The sequence below is a fragment of the Ruegeria sp. YTSA219 genome (genome assembly GCF_059609985.1).
On sequence record NZ_JBXWMT010000002.1, the window covers coordinates 204,758 to 223,814 of the forward strand.

General features: G+C 58.3%; 23 protein-coding genes. 5 read left to right on the forward strand and 18 right to left on the reverse strand.

Annotated features, from left to right (window positions below; translation table 11 throughout):
* Positions 1-15 precede the first annotated feature (15 nt).
* From AC2FFB_RS04035 to AC2FFB_RS04050, 4 genes are all read left to right on the forward strand, one after another.
* Complete coding sequence (locus AC2FFB_RS04035; protein ID WP_185956602.1) at positions 16-315, forward strand: FtsB family cell division protein; 300 nt, start codon at positions 16-18, stop codon at positions 313-315.
* A 175-nt stretch (positions 316-490) separates the two neighbouring features.
* A complete protein-coding gene (pdhA, locus tag AC2FFB_RS04040) occupies positions 491-1,480 on the forward strand; it encodes a pyruvate dehydrogenase (acetyl-transferring) E1 component subunit alpha (protein ID WP_142633213.1) in 990 nt (329 codons plus the stop codon).
* Positions 1,481-1,495: 15 nt separating this feature from the next.
* Positions 1,496-2,866: a pyruvate dehydrogenase complex E1 component subunit beta gene (locus tag AC2FFB_RS04045; protein WP_271947583.1), complete on the forward strand. Its 1,371-nt coding sequence runs from the start codon at positions 1,496-1,498 to the stop codon at positions 2,864-2,866.
* A gap of 15 nt (positions 2,867-2,881) precedes the next feature.
* On the forward strand, positions 2,882-4,186 hold the full coding sequence (locus AC2FFB_RS04050) for a pyruvate dehydrogenase complex dihydrolipoamide acetyltransferase (protein WP_496712869.1): 1,305 nt from the start codon (positions 2,882-2,884) through the stop codon (positions 4,184-4,186).
* Between the two features lie 60 nt (positions 4,187-4,246).
* On the opposite strand, the gene cysE is transcribed toward AC2FFB_RS04050, so the two are convergent.
* Positions 4,247-5,056, reverse strand: coding sequence for a serine O-acetyltransferase (gene cysE / locus AC2FFB_RS04055; protein ID WP_142633207.1), 810 nt, complete (start codon positions 5,054-5,056; stop codon positions 4,247-4,249).
* A gap of 84 nt (positions 5,057-5,140) precedes the next feature.
* Here cysE and AC2FFB_RS04060 point away from each other — a divergent pair, with 84 nt between their 5' ends.
* Positions 5,141-5,479 carry a TraR/DksA family transcriptional regulator gene (locus AC2FFB_RS04060; RefSeq protein ID WP_496874526.1) on the forward strand — a complete coding sequence of 113 codons (339 nt, stop codon included), beginning with the start codon at positions 5,141-5,143 and terminating at the stop codon, positions 5,477-5,479.
* On the opposite strand, the gene AC2FFB_RS04065 is transcribed toward AC2FFB_RS04060, so the two are convergent.
* The 17 genes from AC2FFB_RS04065 to AC2FFB_RS04145 all read right to left on the reverse strand — a co-directional run bounded on the left by AC2FFB_RS04065 (position 5,460) and on the right by AC2FFB_RS04145 (position 18,971).
* Positions 5,460-5,756 (reverse strand): DUF7742 family protein, encoded by a 297-nt coding sequence (locus AC2FFB_RS04065; protein ID WP_496688410.1) that lies wholly within the window; start codon positions 5,754-5,756, stop codon positions 5,460-5,462. The two genes, AC2FFB_RS04060 and AC2FFB_RS04065, sit on opposite strands and share 20 nt — an antisense overlap.
* A 5-nt stretch (positions 5,757-5,761) precedes the next feature.
* The gene (locus AC2FFB_RS04070; protein WP_496874527.1) at positions 5,762-9,724 is read right to left on the reverse strand and encodes a baseplate multidomain protein megatron; all 3,963 of its coding nucleotides are present in this window, start codon (positions 9,722-9,724) and stop codon (positions 5,762-5,764) included.
* Entirely contained in the window at positions 9,725-10,171 is a 447-nt protein-coding gene (locus tag AC2FFB_RS04075) for a C40 family peptidase (RefSeq protein WP_271947589.1), read from the reverse strand. It abuts the gene before it with no gap.
* Positions 10,168-11,055: a phage/gene transfer agent baseplate hub protein gene (locus AC2FFB_RS04080; RefSeq protein ID WP_496712863.1), complete on the reverse strand. Its 888-nt coding sequence runs from the start codon at positions 11,053-11,055 to the stop codon at positions 10,168-10,170. Before AC2FFB_RS04080 ends, AC2FFB_RS04075 begins: the two co-directional genes overlap by 4 nt.
* Positions 11,055-11,687 (reverse strand): DUF2460 domain-containing protein, encoded by a 633-nt coding sequence (locus AC2FFB_RS04085; RefSeq protein ID WP_271947592.1) that lies wholly within the window; start codon positions 11,685-11,687, stop codon positions 11,055-11,057. Before AC2FFB_RS04085 ends, AC2FFB_RS04080 begins: the two co-directional genes overlap by 1 nt.
* Positions 11,688-11,702: 15 nt before the next feature.
* Positions 11,703-12,365 carry an RcGTA-type gene transfer agent tail tape measure protein gene (locus tag AC2FFB_RS04090; protein ID WP_496688416.1) on the reverse strand — a complete coding sequence of 221 codons (663 nt, stop codon included), beginning with the start codon at positions 12,363-12,365 and terminating at the stop codon, positions 11,703-11,705.
* Entirely contained in the window at positions 12,352-12,561 is a 210-nt protein-coding gene (locus tag AC2FFB_RS04095; RefSeq protein WP_496688418.1) for a rcc01693 family protein, read from the reverse strand. Before AC2FFB_RS04095 ends, AC2FFB_RS04090 begins: the two co-directional genes overlap by 14 nt.
* Positions 12,558-12,878, reverse strand: a complete 321-nt coding sequence (locus tag AC2FFB_RS04100) for a gene transfer agent family protein (protein WP_496688420.1) — start codon at positions 12,876-12,878, stop codon at positions 12,558-12,560. Before AC2FFB_RS04100 ends, AC2FFB_RS04095 begins: the two co-directional genes overlap by 4 nt.
* Before the next feature lie 2 nt (positions 12,879-12,880).
* A complete protein-coding gene (locus AC2FFB_RS04105) occupies positions 12,881-13,294 on the reverse strand; it encodes a phage major tail protein, TP901-1 family (protein ID WP_496688422.1) in 414 nt (137 codons plus the stop codon).
* Between the two features lie 20 nt (positions 13,295-13,314).
* Positions 13,315-13,728: a DUF3168 domain-containing protein gene (locus AC2FFB_RS04110; RefSeq protein ID WP_496751574.1), complete on the reverse strand. Its 414-nt coding sequence runs from the start codon at positions 13,726-13,728 to the stop codon at positions 13,315-13,317.
* Positions 13,725-14,063 carry a phage head closure protein gene (locus AC2FFB_RS04115; RefSeq protein ID WP_496693397.1) on the reverse strand — a complete coding sequence of 113 codons (339 nt, stop codon included), beginning with the start codon at positions 14,061-14,063 and terminating at the stop codon, positions 13,725-13,727. The genes AC2FFB_RS04110 and AC2FFB_RS04115 overlap by 4 nt, the downstream gene beginning before the upstream one ends.
* A complete protein-coding gene (locus tag AC2FFB_RS04120) occupies positions 14,060-14,659 on the reverse strand; it encodes a head-tail connector protein (RefSeq protein WP_496874528.1) in 600 nt (199 codons plus the stop codon). The genes AC2FFB_RS04115 and AC2FFB_RS04120 overlap by 4 nt, the downstream gene beginning before the upstream one ends.
* Before the next feature lie 171 nt (positions 14,660-14,830).
* Complete coding sequence (locus tag AC2FFB_RS04125) at positions 14,831-16,009, reverse strand: phage major capsid protein (protein ID WP_281971923.1); 1,179 nt, start codon at positions 16,007-16,009, stop codon at positions 14,831-14,833.
* A 35-nt stretch (positions 16,010-16,044) separates the two neighbouring features.
* On the reverse strand, positions 16,045-16,590 hold the full coding sequence (locus tag AC2FFB_RS04130; protein ID WP_185956631.1) for an HK97 family phage prohead protease: 546 nt from the start codon (positions 16,588-16,590) through the stop codon (positions 16,045-16,047).
* A 26-nt stretch (positions 16,591-16,616) separates the two neighbouring features.
* Positions 16,617-16,835, reverse strand: a complete 219-nt coding sequence (locus AC2FFB_RS04135) for a GTA head formation protein, RCAP_rcc01685 family (RefSeq protein WP_142633175.1) — start codon at positions 16,833-16,835, stop codon at positions 16,617-16,619.
* The gene (locus AC2FFB_RS04140) at positions 16,828-17,991 is read right to left on the reverse strand and encodes a phage portal protein (RefSeq protein ID WP_496688431.1); all 1,164 of its coding nucleotides are present in this window, start codon (positions 17,989-17,991) and stop codon (positions 16,828-16,830) included. The genes AC2FFB_RS04135 and AC2FFB_RS04140 overlap by 8 nt, the downstream gene beginning before the upstream one ends.
* A gap of 167 nt (positions 17,992-18,158) precedes the next feature.
* On the reverse strand, positions 18,159-18,971 hold the full coding sequence (locus AC2FFB_RS04145; protein ID WP_496688433.1) for a class I SAM-dependent methyltransferase: 813 nt from the start codon (positions 18,969-18,971) through the stop codon (positions 18,159-18,161).
* Between the last annotated feature and the right edge of the window lie 86 nt (positions 18,972-19,057).

Below are 19,057 nucleotides of genomic sequence, written 5' to 3' on the forward strand. Positions count from 1 at the left end.
ACGGCGGTAAACAGAGTGTCCCGTTCCCATCGGCCCGGTTTGGGCTCAGTTGCTTTTTTCTCGGTGGCTTTCATGCTGGGTGTGTATTTCACCTTTGCTGCCGTCCAGGGAGACTATGGCCTGTTTCGACGGGTCGAGATTGCAGCGGAACGGGATGCTCTGTCGCGCGACCTTGCAGCGTTGAGCACCGAAATCGCCGAAATGGAAAATCTGACCCGCAGGCTTTCAGACACCTATCTTGACCTCGATTTACTGGATCAGCAGGCGCGCTCGATCCTTGGTATGATCCGCTCGGATGAGATTGTCATCCGCTGAGCGGGACCAAAATTCTTCGTCGGAAATCCTTGCTGTGGTAACGCATACGTCCCTACCTGAACGGTTTTCCGCGTGTCAAACCACAGCGCAATATTTCCACTCGCCAGAAAGCCTCAAATGTTCTATTAGATAGTTTAACGCTAAACTATCTTGCCGAGAGGGGGAGATCGCCACAATGGCTGCGCGAAAAACCACAAAGAAACCAAACGTTTCTGCGGAAGAACTCAAGACCTATTACCGTGAAATGTTGCTGATCCGCCGATTCGAAGAAAAGGCTGGCCAGCTATACGGCATGGGTCTGATCGGTGGTTTCTGCCACCTGTATATCGGTCAAGAGGCAGTTGTTGTGGGACTGGAAGCAGCCGCCGAAGAAGGTGACAAGCGGATCACCTCTTATCGCGATCATGGGCATATGCTGGCCTGCGGCATGGATCCGGGCGGCGTAATGGCAGAACTGACCGGGCGCGAGGGCGGATTGTCCAAGGGCAAAGGCGGTTCGATGCATATGTTCTCGAAAGAGAAGCATTTCTATGGCGGTCACGGCATCGTCGGGGCGCAGGTTCCTCTGGGTGCCGGTCTGGCCTTTGCCGACAAGTATCAGGAAAACGGCCGCGTCACCTTCACCTATTTCGGGGACGGTGCCGCCAACCAGGGTCAGGTCTATGAGACTTTCAACATGGCCGCCATCTGGGAACTGCCGGTGATCTTCGTGATCGAGAATAACCAATACGCGATGGGGACATCCCAGGCGCGGTCGACTTCGACCAAGGATATCTACCACCGGGGCGAGGCGTTCGGCATCCCTGGCGAGATCGTCAACGGCATGGATGTGCTAGCGGTCAAAGAGGCCAGCGAAAAGGCTGTTGCCCATTGCCGCGCGGGCAAAGGTCCGTACATTCTGGAAATCAAAACCTATCGCTATCGCGGACACTCGATGTCCGACCCGGCCAAGTACCGCACCCGCGAAGAGGTTCAGAAGGTGCGCGAACAAAGCGACCCGATCGAACATGTCCGCGAGCTGCTGCTTTCCGGCAAACACGCGACCGAGGATGACCTGAAGGCGATCGACAAAGAGATCAAGGAGATCGTCAATCAAGCCGCTGAATTCTCGAAAGAAAGCCCCGAGCCGTCGCTGGACGAGCTTTGGACAGATATCTACGCCTGAGAGGACGATTAAGACATGGCAACCGAAATTCTCATGCCCGCCCTTTCCCCCACGATGGAAGAGGGCACCCTGGCCAAATGGCTGGTCAAGGAAGGCGACACCGTATCAAGCGGCGATATCATGGCCGAAATCGAAACAGATAAGGCCACGATGGAGTTTGAAGCCGTTGATGAAGGGATCATGGGCAAGATCCTGATCGCTGAAGGCACCGAAGGGGTCAAAGTAAATACCCCTATCGCCATCCTCGTCGAAGAAGGCGAAGACGCCTCCGCCCTGCCCGCGGCTGCACCCGCAGCCGCAGCGACGACCGAAGCCGCCCCTGCTGCGGTTGAGGCCCCTACTCCTGTCTCTGCCCCAGCCGCACCTAAGGTAGATCTGTCCCCAGATTGGCCAGCTGATGCCGAGATGAAGTCCGAAACTGTGCGTGAAGCCCTGCGCGACGCCATGGCCGAAGAAATGCGCAATGACGGTGACGTCTACCTCATGGGTGAAGAAGTCGCGGAGTATCAGGGCGCTTATAAAATCTCGCAAGGTTTGCTGGATGAATTTGGCGCCAAGCGCGTAATCGACACCCCGATCACCGAACATGGTTTTGCCGGGATCGCAGTTGGTTCGGCCTTTGGCGGGTTGAAACCGATTGTCGAGTTCATGACCTTCAACTTCGCCATGCAGGCGATTGACCAGATCATCAACTCGGCCGCGAAAACGCTCTATATGTCCGGCGGTCAGATGGGCTGTCCCATCGTGTTCCGGGGTCCGAACGGTGCCGCCGCCCGCGTTGCCGCGCAGCACAGCCAGGACTATGCAGCCTGGTATATGCAGATCCCCGGCCTCAAGGTCGTCATGCCCTATTCAGCGGCCGACGCCAAAGGCTTGCTGAAATCCGCGATCCGTGACCCGAACCCGGTGATCTTCCTGGAAAACGAAATCCTCTATGGCCGCTCATTCGAAGTGCCGCAGGTGGATGACCTGAGCATTCCGTTGGGCAAGGCCCGCATCTGGCGCGAGGGCACAGACGTGACCATCGTCAGCTTTGGCATTGGCATGCAGTTCGCACTGGAAGCTGCAGACAAGCTGGCCGAGGACGGTATCAGTGCCGAAGTGATCGACCTGCGCACCATCCGCCCGATGGACACAGGCGCAATCATCAATTCGGTGATGAAAACCAACCGTCTTGTGACCGTCGAAGAAGGCTGGCCGCAAGGCTCGGTCGGCAGCTACATTTCATCGGTGGTGATGCAGGAAGCGTTTGATTACCTCGACGCGCCTGTCATCAACTGCACCGGCAAGGATGTTCCGATGCCCTACGCAGCGAACCTCGAAAAACTGGCGCTGGTGACCACCGACGAGGTGATCGCAGCCGTCAAACAAGTGACCTACCGGTAAGGGAGCAACAGACAGATGCCCACCGAAATTCTGATGCCCGCCCTGTCGCCGACCATGGAGGAAGGCACGCTTGCCAAATGGCTGGTCAAAGAGGGCGACACAGTCTCCTCCGGAGATCTGCTCGCCGAAATCGAAACCGACAAGGCCACGATGGAGTTCGAGGCCGTTGACGAAGGCACAATCGGCAAAATCCTGATCCCTGAAGGAACCGAAGGGGTCAAGGTCAACACCGCCATCGCGGTTTTGCTGGAAGAAGGCGAAAGCGCTGATGATATCAGTGCAACGCCTGCAGCGGCTCCGGCGGCGGCGCCAGCCGCCACGGGCAACGAGGCCTCCGCTCCAGCGGCGTCCGAAGCGCCCGTCCCCGCCCCGGCAGCGCCGGTCAAGGCAGATGGCGGTCGTATCTTCGCCTCGCCCCTGGCTCGTCGCATCGCTGCGCAAAAAGGTCTCGACCTAGCACAAATCAGTGGATCCGGCCCACATGGGCGTATCGTCAAGGCGGATGTCGAAAGCGCAACCGCAGCCCCTGCTGTGGCGGCTGCCCCGGTACAGGCCGCAGCAGCACCCGCAGCCTCAGCTACGCCAACCGGCCCCTCGACGGATATGGTTATGCGGATGTACGAATCCCGCGATTACGAAGAGGTCAAGCTGGACGGGATGCGCAAAACCATCGCCGCGCGCTTGACCGAGGCCAAACAAACCATCCCGCATTTCTATCTACGCCGGGATATCAAGCTGGACGCACTGCTGAAATTCCGCGGTCAGTTGAATAAGCAACTTGAGGCCCGTGGCGTCAAACTCAGCGTCAATGACTTCATCATCAAGGCCCTGGCCAATGCGCTGCAACAGGTACCCGAATGCAACGCCGTCTGGGCGGGAGATCGGGTTCTGCAGCTGAAACCCTCGGACGTGGCCGTTGCCGTCGCGATCGAAGGTGGCCTGTTCACGCCGGTCCTGCAAGACGCCGACACCAAGTCGCTGTCAGCGCTTTCAACCGAGATGAAGGACCTGGCTGCCCGTGCCCGCGAACGCAAGCTGGCCCCGCATGAGTATCAGGGCGGTACATTTGCGGTCTCGAACCTAGGCATGTTCGGCATCGACAATTTCGACGCTATCGTGAACCCACCGCATGCGGGCATTCTGGCCGTCGGCACTGGCGCAAAGAAACCAGTTGTTGGTGACGATGGCGAACTGACGGTTGCAACAGTCATGTCGGTTACGATGTCGGTCGATCACCGGGTCATTGACGGTGCCCTCGGTGCGCAGCTGCTGCAGGCGATCGTCGACAATCTGGAAAACCCGATGGTCATGCTAGCCTGATATCTGGCTAAAAAAAGGCCGCCTCTACTGGGCGGCCTTTTTCTTTAAGAACCTTCAGATCTAGTGATCTTTGCCCAGCATATGATCCATCGAGATCGAGGGCTGGTCACATCCTGCTTCACCGACGATCTTGGCCGGAATACCGGCAACAGTTTTGCATGGTGGCACCTCTTGCAGCACCACCGAACCGGCGGCAATCCGGCTACAATGGCCCACTTTGATATTGCCCAAGACTTTGGCGCCGGCGCCGATCAAAACGCCATCACCAATCTTGGGGTGACGTTGCTCCTCTTCTTTTCCGGTCCCGCCCAGCGTGACCGAATGCAACATCGAAACATTGTCGCCAACGATGGCCGTTTCACCGATCACGATGGAATGAGCATGGTCGATCATGATCCCCTTACCGATTTTGGCAGCCGGGTGAATGTCGATGCCGAAGATTTCGGAGGACCGCATCTGGAAGAAATAGGCCAGATCATATCGCCCCTTGAGCCATAGCCAATGGGCGACGCGGTAGGCCTGCATCGCTTGATAACCCTTGAAATACAGAATCGGTTGCAGAAGACGGTGGCAGGCCGGGTCCCTCTCGTAGACCGCCATCAGGTCTGCGCGGGCGGCCTCAATCAAATGGGGATCGTCAGCATAAGCTTCGTCCACGATCTCGCGCAGAACCATCATCGACATTTCGTTCGAGCATAGTTTAGCGGAAACGCGATAGGACAATGCTCTGGTCAGGCTGCGATGATGCAGAATACAGGCGTGCACCAATCCACCCATCAGTGGTTCATTCTCGACCGCGGCCTGAGCCTCGGTCGTGATGCGATCCCAAACGGGATCTACAGGTGTGACATGACTGCGCTTTTCCAACATGGCTTTTGATCCTTTGCTGCGCCTAGAATGCCATTTAGTGGCTAAAACGCCAAACGCAAACCCGTGATCGGCAAAGCAACGAAAATGAATGAGGCTGACCTGAAGCAAATCAACGAGAAAATCCGTGCCAGGATGGACGAATTGGAGCGCCAGTCGCAGGCCGGGAAAGATGCGCAATCTGTTGTTAAACTGGATCAACAATCTATCGGTCGTCTGAGCCGGATGGATGCGCTACAGAACCAGGCCATGGCCAAGGCGCACCAAGTCAATCGGGACCTGGAATACCGACGCCTTTTGGCCGCGCTGAAGCGGATTGAAAGTCAAGAATACGGATTCTGCGAAGATTGCGGCGAGCCGATTCCAAATGGCCGACTTGAATTGGACCTCGCCGCAACCAGATGTGTCAGCTGTGCTTCTGGTTAATGCGGAACCGGATCAAATGACGCAGCACCGTCTCAAAACACCGGCAATACTGCAGATCATCGAATGAGGGTTCGGCGGCAAGGTGCCGGTTTCGCGCCGCAGCCATTAACGAACCGTTGCCGAACAACGGGTGTAGCCGCCCTGTTTTACTTACATGGCCATCAGCCGTTTCAGCTTCGGCAATCATACGTCGGCATAAACGGTCACGCTGATCGGGCGGCGCGTTCAACAAAACACGCGCCGCCGCGCTGACATCTCCGTGCAATACGGGCCGCACCGCGCCTATCCGACCTGCAGCCTGACAGGCAATCCGGGTCCGTAAGCCGCAGATATCTGCGAAACCGACACCTCATAAGACCCTGTAACAGTATCCGTGGCCTTCATGGATGACGTATAGTGCCAATCCGGCTGGGCAACGACCTCTTCGCGGATCAGGCTACCATTCTGCCGAACCTGAACAAGGTAGGCTTCGGTTTCTTCATTCAACGGCACATCCAGCCCGGACCAGTCATCGCCATCCAGACGTGTCCGCCGCACCCATGAGAACACGTCCCTCGAGCTGGATTGCTGCACGCGAAGATGAGAGGGGGCATAGGGCCGCAAACCATTGCCTTCAAAGGCCTCGACCAGATGCTCGTAAGAGGGATCTTCATACCCTCTGGTTGCAGGGCCAATGCGATAATGTTTGGTCAGGCCACGTTCCGACCGCAACAACCCTGTCTGGAAGACACGTTCGTCCAACAACACGAACATTGATCCTTCGGGCCAGAGATCGGGCATAATCGCATCTGTCCCCAGCTGACCGCGCAACCGCCCGGACACGGAGTAGGCACCTGTCGATTGCAAAGCCGCATCCGCGAATTGGAACACCTCCCAGTTGTCCGGCGTTCCGTCGCCAATCGCCGCAAGATTTGCCCCGCTTAACAAGGCAGACCGTGGACGGGACTCCAGGACGCCATCTACAAGATTGACACGTAAGGCATCGCCCTCGTCCCAAAGTCCGACACTGGCCCTTCGCATCGGGCTTTCGGTGAAGCCTAAAATGGCCTGCCCTGTTATCACCTGTTGCAACGCGTAATCCTCATCGCTTGATGCGGCGTACACCGCAACGCTTCCTGGCCAGGGGTCTGCTGCAACCGCAAGATATGGCGCATGCGGCACTTCGGAACCGGTGATCAGAGGCAGGTCCAAGAATACCGGCAGCACCGGCACCGGAGCGACAAATGGCTTCGTCGTAACTTCATCAGCGGGGGCATCTGGCGGTGTGTAAACGCCGGGCTCGATCCTGACAGCCTCGGCCAGTTGCATTTCGACCTGTTCAAGCCTGTCAATGCGATAGCGCGCGTCCTGCCCACCACTGACCAGCCGCACAACATCCCCTGCCCCGACATTCAAAAGCGAAGGCGGTAATGCAAACCTAGCCGTTTCACGCGAGACACGCGCCTCACTCAGCCAGCGTTCCACCGTTTGACGCCCCTCGGCCCGCGTCATGGACAACGGCATCTCATTTACCGATACCGAATGGGTTTCATCATCAGGCAACACAGCCTCTTCCGAGGCTATTTCATGGTCAGCATCAGACTGAACAAAGCGCAGCCTGACACGGCCAGACATTTCCGCCTCAGCCTCGCGGCGATATTCCACGTGTCCGTCAATGTCCGAAGTGATGGCCAACTGCTCTTCATTCAGGGTCAGGGCACGTGCGCCATCCCGCATCTGAAAGATCAGCTTTCCTTCGCGTTCAAGCGCATCGAAACCATACCGCAGCATGAGCGGTTGCAATGCCGAACGGGCATCCGAAACCTGTTCAACCGCATAGCCCTGAACGGAACCGTAAAGGCCCGAGACATCAATCTCGGTAACACCGGCAGCATGGCAAAGCTCGGTTACAACAGAGGCCAGCGTTCGTGAGCCGGAACGCCCATTAAGCCAATGGCCGCGGGCATAGTTGGCCCCATCGCTCCACTGGCTGCGCAGGTTTGGAAAGGTCGGATAGGGCCGCGCATCCCACGCCCAGACATAGGCATTGGACACGTCCACCATCGGGCCGCCATAGCTGGATGAAACTGGATTGATATCTGCGTCCGACCAATAGCCAAGAACCGCCCTGAGGTATTGCGTCTGCAGAAAGTCGTCCCGAAGCCCGTTTGAATATTTCGGCAACCCGGATTCTGAAGATTTAGGGTCTAGAAACTTGTTGGGCTGGTTGGTGCCTTTGTCTACTGCCGCACAACCGAGCTCAGTGAACCAGATGGGCTTGGACTCTGGCAACCAAAGAGTCGGGTTATCGCTACGCACACCATTGATTCGCTCGTGATGCGGTTGTGACCACCAGTTGCGAATGTCCTTATAACGCCAGATCCACGGCTCGTTATGTGAACCATCTCCGATCGGCGTACGGATTTGTGCCGCCTCTTCTTCGGGCGAGGCATAATACCAGTCATAGCCTTCGCCACCTTCGATGTTCCCACGCAGATAGGAAAGATCGTAGATGGATTTTGCGCCGGCATCCGCATCCACGTGATCTTCACCGTCCCGCCAGTCGGACAGAGGCATGTAGTTGTCGATACCGACGAAATCTATGTTGTCATCCGCCCAAAGCGGATCGAGGTGGAAGTAGCGATCCCCACTGCCATCATTTGGCTGGTAGCCGAAATACTCGCTCCAGTCCGCCGCATAACCGATCTTTGTGTCTGGCCCCAGAATACTACGCACTTGCCCTGCCAAAACGCGCAGCTGCTCAACGGCCGGAAATCCGTTTAGGCCACGAATCTGGGTAAGACCGCGCATTTCCGAACTGATACAGAAGGAGTCCACCCCACCTGCCGCCTTACACAAGGCAGCGTAGTGAAGAATAAATCGGCACAACCCCCATTCCTGCGGGCCAGAATAGGAAACCGTGCCGTTTCCGATAACAAAATCATCCGCTCGCGCCTGACCAAAGAAATCGGACACCTGAACATCGGCCTCAGCCATCTGGTCCGGAGACCCGTCCCGCCCAGGCGCAACGCTCAGGGTGATGCGACCGCGCCAGGGAAGGTGGGGCTGATCGCTGGCGTCTGACCACGGATCGGGCAATCCGTTTCCACCGATCTGATCCATCAGGATAAACGGGTAGAACATGACCCGCTTCCCCTCTTGCTTAAGGTGTTGGATCGCTTGAATGACCGACGCGTCCGCTGGTGTCGCGCCATAGACGGGCTCGTTATTTTCCTGACGAACGATTTGGGCGGTTGCCCTTGTCAGCCCCGCGACACCCCAGGACATATTTTTGCCTTCGATACCATTTTGCAGAACCTTTGGTTGTATCTTGCATTGACCGCATCGCAGATCACTTCCGAACCAGGACACAACCAAAGAGGCGGCTTCACAGCCCGGAAGTTCACTTTTCAAGGCTTGTGTGGACGTCACGAGATCAGGCAAACCAGAGGTTGAATTCACATTGGCCGCCCAACTGCGGCCGCGGCCTTTTGTGTAATTCACCTGCTGGGACGCCAGTGCATATTCACCGGTCCCAGGCATTAGCGCCACGCCTCGTACAATACGTGACAAGGAATTTTCGGTATCAGGCAAACCAGGCTGCTCTTGCCGCACGACCTCGAACGAGAACTGCGGGACGCGGTTTCCAAAAGCGCCCAGCTTCAAATCTTCGATCACAATATAGGCGGTGCCACGATAGGCCGGGACATTTCCAGTACCTTCGATTGCTTCGATCAACGGATCGGGCAGCTGATCGTCGGTGCCAGGATAGACGCGCATATTCAAACTGCTGCGCTCAATCTCTTCGCCATCTGCCCAGACACGCGGCACGTCAGATATTTGCCCCGCGCCCAACGCGACCGCTAATGAAACTGAATAGCTGTAGCTGTTGGTGGTCGTTGTAACCTCGGGCTGCTTGGGGGATCCCTTGCCACCCCCAACCGATTGCGTGGTAGAGCTGGTGCTGCGGGCTTCCAGAAAATCCGAAGCCCAGATAACCTGCCCCCCGACACGCATCCGACCAAAGATGTTGGCGACAGCGGCGCCCTCGCCCGTCTGAGTAAGGCGAAAACGGTCCAATCGGCCCGTTTCTACAACTTCGCTGCCGCTGCCCATGACCGACTGGCTCATCAAACGCTGGTCGATGACACGCCCAAGAGTGGCACCAATGGCACGGCCGATAACTGCCATGGACAGCCCCGCAACCGTCCCGCCAATGGCCCCGCCAACAGCGGCACCCGCCGCAGACAGTAATATCGTCGCCATCTAGATATCCTCCGTGGGGAACTCAAAACAAGAAACGACCCGCCGTCGCCACGGGTCGCTCAGGGCGCTTTCAACAACGCCATGTCCGGAATAAGCGTGAATGAACCGAGGGATGTCTCGACAGGTGCTGACAATCCCCAAATGCTTGGCAACGCCACTTTCCCGCATACGAAACAGCAACACGTCTCCGACAGAAAACCATGCCGGGTCTTTCTCGATAAGATGGCGGCGTGCTGCGGCCCACATACGCTCTTCGCCCTGTGGTTCAGACCAATCCATGCTATAGATCGGGACGGCCTCAGGTTCGTGCCCAAGCACCGCCCGCCATACGCCGCGCAGCAGGCCCAGACAGTCTGTCCCGACCCCTTTGACAGAAGCTTGATGAACATAGGGGGTACCAAGCCAGCTTCGGGCCTCATCAACAATGCTTTGCTTTATCGGGATCATCGTCTGCTGCCTCCGCGGTTCGCCCCGTTGTTCTTGGGAACGGCCATCACCCAATCTTCGGAAGGCAGGTCAGGAAAACCTTGGAAATTATTGATATTATTGAACTTCGCACGACAGGTCGTCATGCGCTTGTCACAACCCGCGGTCAGCCTTACCTTGTCGCCCTCGGCCAATCCTCCGCTGATTGCAGACCACAGAACGACCGATCGACCTGTGTCGGTCTTTTGGTCCTTCTTGACCGCCCCCCACAGCCCAGCCGCACGGCCTGTCAGCACATCAAGCCGCCCACGTTCAAACCATGCCTCAAGGTGAGTTTCCGCCCCTCGCAGCTGCAAAATACTGCCCCCCGTCAAACCGACGATTTCGGCTTCGTCAGAATATCCCGGGGCATCGGTGTTGAACCCGCACGCCTTGTCGCCCAGCACGGCTGTGCAGGGCTTTTGGTAAATCCGGCCCAAAGGTCGGTTCAACTTATCTGTCAGGCCCCGCAGTTCGGCATGAAAAGCCCCACCTGCCCGTCGCAATTCACCAATTGATCCGCGGAACTGCAACATTCGCTGCGATGGATCGGCCCAGTTCACAAGCCATGCCCGCACCTCGGCCCCGTCGAAGCGACCGGATTCGATATCCTCTTCGGTTACTGCGACATCCGATAACGCACCCATTGCTTCCGAGTTATCAATGGACAGCCCCGTTGCCTGCTCGATCGCGGCCGCCGTCAGACCCGAACTTGCATTGAAGTCCAGGCCTTCAAAGCTCAGCTTCAGGTCATGGTCGGTAAAGCCAAGCTGAACACCGTCTGTGCGCGTAATCGCCCAACACCGACAGGTCGTTGTCAGGCCGCTCTGCAGATGGGCCTGCAGGGCCTGTTTGTCACCAGCCATCAGACACGCACCTCGACCACTGGCACGTTCGGAACGTCCCCTGCCTGAAAACTCGCGACACTTGTTTGGATCTTGTCGGTGTCAAACCTCACTGGCACATCGAATTCAAAGCCGGCGGTGATATCAACCCGTTCAGGCGGAGGCGAATAGAACGTGACCAACCCCGAGTTCAGATCCACCTCGAAGTCGACACCTTCACGCATCTCATCCTGCTCGACGCCTACGCGGACGGTTCCCAATACGGGTTTGACGACCGGCCTTACATAACTGAATCCACCCGAGGAATAGGTCTTTACCAGCTGGAATTCTGTCGCTACGCCATCACCTTCCGCAATGATCTGGTCGCCTTGGGCAACTTCGCCCGTAGCCGCACCGGATTTGAAATCGGACCAGTCTTTCCAGCGAAATCCAAACATCTGCCCCTGCCTCGCCTCGAAGAACGAGACCAACGTTTCGATGTCATCCAAGGATCGCATACCCAGACCGGCATCATAGCGACGCCGCGAATGCGCCCAGGGGGTATTGCGCTCTTCGAACCCATTCGCCAGCGTCACAATATCCGTGCGCCTCTCGGGCCCACCGACCGAACCAAAACTCAGGCTGGCCGGAAATCTCACCTCGTGGAAATTCATGGTCTGCTCCTTGATCTACCTATTGCGATTGCCACGGCCCAGCGCGCGGCTCATCTGGGCCGCGATCTGGCTTTGGCTTCGACGGAAACCCTGCACGTCCGGGGTCGTGATGTTCATCACCACGTTCACCGCAGAGCCTCCGCCAGACATGCGCACGCCCAACTTCCCATCGGTACCGCGGGCCAGCGGCATGATGGCCTCGGGGCCAGCCTCGCCCATCAGCCCGGTGCCGCCACGCATTGGAAACGTGGTTGGACCGCTGATCACTCCGCCGTTGGCAAAGGGCATCACCCGTCCCTGACTGAAACTGCCGCCGTCAGCAAAAGGAAGAATGCCCTTCACAAAACCTCCGATCCCATTGGCTAGAAGGCCGCCGAAATGATCCGTGACCGGTTTGATCGCGGCAGAATAAGCGGTGCGGATCATCGAGTTCTTCAAAACGTCCAGCGCATCGGAAAGGTTCATTCCGTCCATCACGACGCCATCGAACGCCCGCCGCAGGCCGCCGGACATGCCACGCTCCAGCGTTGCAACATCCTTGCCCGTTTCCTCAAAGGCTGCTTTGATGCGCTTCATCTGCCCATCAAATGCCGCGGCCATCGACGCCGCATCACCCAACGAGTCGCCAAGCGCCTCGCCTCGCTCCTGCAGGTCGTCCAACCCGTCACGATCCGTCATCACGCTCTCCTATTGTCTTGTCCGGATAGGCCGCCAGCAACGCATCCAGACCCATTCTGTTCATCGAAGGCATGCCCGCGCCCTGCCCCAGCATCAGCCGCAACTCGGCCGGGGTAAGGCTCCAGAATTGATCCGGTGTCAGGCGTAGGCTGAGGTATCCGGCCCGCATCAATGCGGGCCAGTCGAACCCGCTCATGCCTGCCCCTGCACCATGAAGGCCCTTGCCAACAGCTCGGCCGCTGCACGTGCGCCGTGCATTGGCCCGCCCTCAATCTCGGCACTCAGCAGATCGGCGCGGGTGACATTGGCCCCGCCCCCCCGCAGCCCGGCGACGATAAGCGCCAGAACATCACCGCTGGAATAGGCGCCGCCTTCGAACCGTTGCACCAGTTCAACCAGTGTCCCTGTGCCCAACTCCCGTTCCAGTTCCGCCAAAGCGCCCAACGTCAGCTTCAGAACCCGTTGCTCTCCATCGATGGTCAGTGCCACCTCTCCCGTCCACGGATTGGCCATCGTTACAGCGCCGTAAAGGTCAGAGCACCGGCGCTTGCCATGCTCATTTCATAGGTCGCTTCGCCATTGTGAGAGCCCGCATATTCGATGCCGGTCACCTGGAACGCACCCTCAACAATCCCGAAATTCGGGATGATGATCTGGAAACCCGGTGTCTCACCGTCAAAGAACAGCTGTCGCGCGCGCTCATCCGTTCCTGCGTCCTTGAATACGCCCGAGCCCGAAATCGAGGCCGACTTGACCCCCGCGCCAGACAAAAGCTCGCGCCAGCCACCCTGGCTTTCCAGGCTGGTCACATCGACACTTTCCGCGTTGAAACTGACCCGCGTGGCACGCAGCCCCGCAATGGTCTCGAACAGGCCTGAGCCGTTCATATCCACTTTGACCAACAGGTCTTTTCCGTTCTGGGCAGCCATTTGCTCTCTCCGTTGATTACTTAATCGTCTTCCACGCGGGCGCGGAATCTCAGGTCGATCTGGCGGATCGCGCCGCCCGTTCCGGTCCGACGGGCCGAGGCACGTTCGAACCACAGCCCGACCAATCGGCCTCGATCCAGGGTCAGCCCCGCACTGTCCAAGGCGTCACAAACCGCCCCCGCCAGCGTTTTTGCTGCACCGAACCCGGCAGCTTCGGACACGACAGACACCGTGAAACGATGGACGGCACCGGTCCCCGATCGGTCCGAGGCATCGCGCACCTCTTCCGGGCCCAGCGTCACATAGGTTTGCGGCACTGAACCCGCTGGAACGGCGTCATAGATCGCTCCACCTGAAAGAGTGCTGATCTGTGTGTCTTCCGACAATTTCTGGTAGATTGCCGCCTGCAACGCGGCTGAAACGCCATAGCTCATACCGCCACCTCCTCATCCGCAAAGCAGATCAGGTACTGGCCGCGCGGGTCTCGCTCGGCGACGGCGCGGATAACGAAACGGCGTGTGCCTTCCGCAAACCGCTGATCCGGCGAGGGGCGCATGCTCGATCCTTCTGGCGTGCCACGAACCACAATCCGGTAGCCGACACGCGAAACCGGCAACCCTGCAACATTTCTCTCTGACCCGCTGCGCGCAGTGACTTCGGCCCAAACCGAGCCCAAGGCGACCCATGTTTCCAGATACCCACCGGCGCCATCAGCGGTGCGCACAGAGGATTCAAGCAACAGTTTTCTATTCAGCCGGGGCGCCTTCATTGGGCCACCCCTGCACCAAAACGAACCACACGATAGCGTTGGATCAGGCTGGTCACGCCAAAGGACATACAGCCGGCACCCAACGTGGTCTCATCCCGGTATTCATAGTAATGCGCGGCCAACAACAGAACCGCCTGCCCAAGATCTGCCGGCAAGTTTGACCATTCCCCGGCAATACCGGCGATAAACGCGATCTTCACGGATCCGCCGGTCGAAATAGCGGGCAAGACAGCCCCGGCAGGGCGTATCCGCGGGCGCTGGCTATCGCGATCCAATCTGTATCTGTCAGACGAAACGGCGGTTTCAGTACCCGCTGCATCCGTCAAACTGACCGTATTGATGGTCGAGACCGGCGCCACAGGCAGCACTTCGCCCGCAGGGTCACGCCAACTGTTAAGGCTCCAGGAAAACTCACGCGTGATAAGTACCTTCCCGGTACGCGCCTCAATCGCAGCAATCGCCGCCCTTAAGAAGCCCTTGAGCACTTCATCCTGCACGCTGGCACCAGTAAAGCCTGTTCCCAGCCTCAAATGCGCCTTGAACTGATCCACCGGCAGCGCCGCATCCGCGATGGCGGTTTCTTCGATCAACATCATCCATTCACTCCGCAATCTCGGACCCCTCCGGGGCCGTAACTTCAGGAATTGACGGGCACGCGCCGCCCCACGTTGCTCGGACGGAGGGGAGCAGCTAGACAACGCAGGGGTCTCACCCCGACCCGCGCCCGCCGCCCCGAGGGGCGAAGGCCCCCCGGGTTTCAGCCCGCTTTAGGCGGTGCCGAATTTCACGAGTTTGATCGCAGCAAAGTCGCTGACATCACCGCCGACGCGCTTGGTCGCATAGAACAGAACATGCGGTTTGGCGCTGAAGGGATCGCGCAATACGCGCAGGTCCGGGCGCTCGGCGATGGTATAGCCCGCCTGGAAGTCACCGAAGGCAATCGAGAAACTGTCGGTTCCCGCATCCGGCATATCTTCGGCGATCAGCACCGGATAGCCCATCAGACGTGCCGGCTCACCCGCCGCCAGACCGTCCGACCACAAGAAGCGGCCATCGCTGTCTTTCAGCTTGCGGATCAGACCAGCAGTTTTCGAGTTCATCACGAAGGTTCCGTTGACCCGGTACTGCGCACCCAGCGCATAAACCACGTCCACAATGGCATCCGCCTCGACACCGCCATCGATGCCGGTGGGGACATAACCAATGTTACCCCAATCCCAAACATCGTTGTCGACCTTGGCGTGGTTCAGAATACCCTTGGGTTTGTCCGCACCGTCGCCGTTGATAAAGGCCGAGGCCTCGGCGCGTGCAAACTTGTCCGCGATACGGCCGGCCAGCCAACCCTCGACATCGAACGCGCTGTCATCCAGCAGTCGCTGCGAGGCTTTGGGCAGTGCGCTCAGCTCGTGCAGCGGGATCGAGATTCGGTCAATCGACGGGGTGCTGGTTTCGCTCGCCGCAGCATTTTCATCTGCCCAGCCCGCACCGACATCCGTGTGGTCGATCAAAACATCGAACGAGTTCGCCTCGACATTTACGATCGAAGCAATCGAGCGGATAGAGGCCGTAGATTTCAGCACCGATTTGATGATCTCGGCGGTTTGCGGGTCAATCAGGTACCCACCGTCACTGTTCACAGCGCTCGAGAGGGATTTCACCTCCATCTCAAGACCACGCAGGCCGTCATCCTCACCCGAACGCACATAGGCATCAAAGGCCTTCTGATGCGGTGCGCCGTCCTCGATTGAGGCCGCAAGATGCGGGCGTGCCGCGATGGTTGATTTACGATCCAGCATGGTCAGTCGCTCTTCTGTCTGTTGCAATTTTGTCTTAACTTCAGCCTTGAGGCCCTTGAATTCGTTCACGAAGCCAGTCATCGCCTGCTTCACCTCCTGAACCAGGGGCACACCCTCTCCGGTCAAGGCCGGGGTTTCGGTCTTGCTCATCAGCACTTCCTTTTTGGGGGTGAGGTTTCGGCGCGCTAGGTTCGCGCCAGCTCCTGCCGGGCGTGATCAAACACCTCGGCAATACTGCGCCAGGTGTTCTCGGCCTCGGGGTCCACCCCCTTTGCCGCCACCCGCGCACTGGGCAGCATCGGGAACGTCACCAGCGACACCTCCCACAGCTCCAGTTCGGTCAGGACCCGCTGGCCCTTGTCATTCTTCACGGCGCGCTTGGTACGATAGCCAATCGACAGGCCATCCATTGCGCCCGCCCGGATCAACTCGGCCGCCTCGCGGCCCTTTTGCGTGCTTTTCAGCAGACGGCCCTTGACCCACAGGCCCCGGTCGTCCTCGCGCACCTCGTCCCAAACCCCGATGGGTTGCGCCGGATCGTGCTGCCACAGCATCTTGACCCTTTGGCCCGCTGTAGCCAGCCCCTCAAGGGAACCGCGATACGCACCTTTCTGCACCACGTCACTGCCCTGATCCACCTGTCCAAACAGGCTGGCATAACCTTCGATCACCGCGTCCTCGGTCACCGAAAGGCCCTCTCCGAACCGTGCGAACTTATGCTCCAAATCCATATTCTTCTCCATGTAACCTGCTGAATTCATGGTGTTACTGAAAGGAATGACTGAAACGCCTGCGCCAGGATCACCGCTGCCACGCCATACACCGTCAGCCACAACCGCCTCTCCAGCCGCTCCATCATCTCTTCGATCTGATCCAGCCGCCTGCACAGATGTTCATGCTGGATCTCGGCCACCCGCTCATGCGCGGCCAGCCGCAAGCCTGGCGCGCAATCGAATGGCGGATATCCTTCAGCCATCCGCACGCTCCGGCAGCCCCAGCAAGGCGCGCTTTTCGGCATCGCTCAGGAATTCGGCCCCATTGACCCGCGCCCATTGCGCGTCCCGTTCCGCCGACAGCGCAGGCACCTGATCCAGATCGGGCTTCAGCACCAATTCCTCACCGGAAAAACCCGCCAGCCACTCCGACACCGCCGCCGCCACCCGCGTCACCAGAGGCAGCACTGTCAGGCGATAGAACGCCCGGTTGGCCTCCTGATAGTTCGAATAGGTCGCGTCGCCTTGTATCCCCAGCAGCATCGGCGGGACCCCAAAGGCCAGCGCGATCTCGCGGGCGGCGGCTTCTTTAGTCTTTTGAAACTCCATGTCCGAGGGCGAGAAACCCATCGGCTTCCAATCCAAGCCCCCCTCCAGAACCATCGGGCGACCCGCATTGCGCGCCCCGCGATAGTTCTGCTCAATCTCGTCCGAAAGGCGCCGGAATTGATCCTCGGCCATCACCCCATGGCCATCACCGCCCTTCCACACCAGCGCCCCCGAAGGCCGCGCCGCATTGTCCAGCAGCGATTTCGACCACCTAGACGCGCTGTTATGCACATCAATCGCCATCGCCGCCGCCTGCATCGGCGAGAACCCGTAATGGTCATCCTGCGGGTGAAACGATTTGATATGACAGATGTTCTCCGCCGCAAACCGGTGCTTTTTACCGCCCACCGCGTAATCATACGCCTTGGGCCACCCATCCGCCCCCGGCACCACGCTCATTCGGTCGGATCGCAACACATGCAGCTCAACCGGCAGGCCCTCATCAGCCTGCACAGCCTCAACATAAGCATTCCCCGACAGCAGCAACTGCCCGAACAGGGCCTCCATCAACTCCGCCCGCCCCTGTGCCGCATTCGGACGGCGCATCAGCGACAGGATCGGATGCACATCGAACCGCTGCGCCTGATCCTGCAGCACCAGAGGCAAAGCCGCCGCCGCCTCGGCAATCAGCTTGACCGAGCGAAACCCCACCGGGTTCCCCGAAAACCCCGTCCGCGTCAGCGTCACAGCATCCCGAGGGCTCCACGCCACGCGTCCACCCGTCTGCCACGCCACCACAGGCCCAGCCGCGCTCGCCTTCGCTTCAGGTGCTGCCTCAGCCGATCCACGACGCAAGAAATCGAATACCATCTGTGCTCCTTTCTGCCGCCGCTCTGCCCGGCTTGTTGAAAGGAGTTATGACGCAGAGAAGTTTATGCCTCGGGAATAGAACGTACGGGGGTAGGGCAACGGGTTGGAATTCTTACTAATTCACAACGCAGAAGCGAATAGAGTGGGTAGAAAAATCAATTTGGCGTTTACGGTCTCGCAAGAAAAACATGCCCCTGAATTTTGCCGGACACCGGCCCTTTACCAAACAGCTTTTCGATGTCGGCGGCGGCGGCGTCTGTAATTTCAGTCAATGAGCCCGCAGCACGTTCTTCCAACTCATTTCTAAGCGGTGTCCCCTGGCAGTAAGCCACTGCCGGAGCTTGCGGATTGCTCGCTCGGCTTTGCTCGGAAATGGTCAGTGTTTCGATATCCGTAAAACCAGCTTCCTTAAGATCATCGACAATTGAATCAATATTGCCGTGCCCATGGGGCGTTCTTGCTAAAAACACTGGGGGATCTTCCGGGAAAAACCGAGATGCCGTCTTCGTCACGCTATGCGCAAACTCATTCTCTTCGATACTGTCCCAAACATTGAAGATAAAACACCCGCCATCCTTCAAAACACGAAGGGCTTCTTTGTAACCAGCTACTTTGTCAGGAAAAAACATCACCCCAAACTGGCAACAGACAACGTCAAATGTATTTGCCTCAAAGGGCAACGCCAACGCATCCGCCTGCTTCCATTCTATTCGATTGGCTTTCGGTTGCTGCGTTGACGCTCTGTCCAACATCGGTTGATTTAAATCAGTAACCACATAACGAATTTCGTCGCTCAGCAGCGGGGCCAACGCACGTGTTACTACTCCGCTACCTGCGGCGGTCTCCAAAACAGCTTTGGGTTTGGTATCAGCGACTCTCTTTGCCAAGTCTGCGGCATAAGATTCGAAAATCAATGGAACCAGAAATTCATCATAAATGTCTGGAATTGAGCCGGTGAAGTTTTTGTCACTTGTAGACACTACGAAATCCCTCCCCGACCCCGTGGTCGCAAAGGGTGTATTCCTAGCATAAATCGCTGGCCACGTCACTTCGGACCGCGATCAGT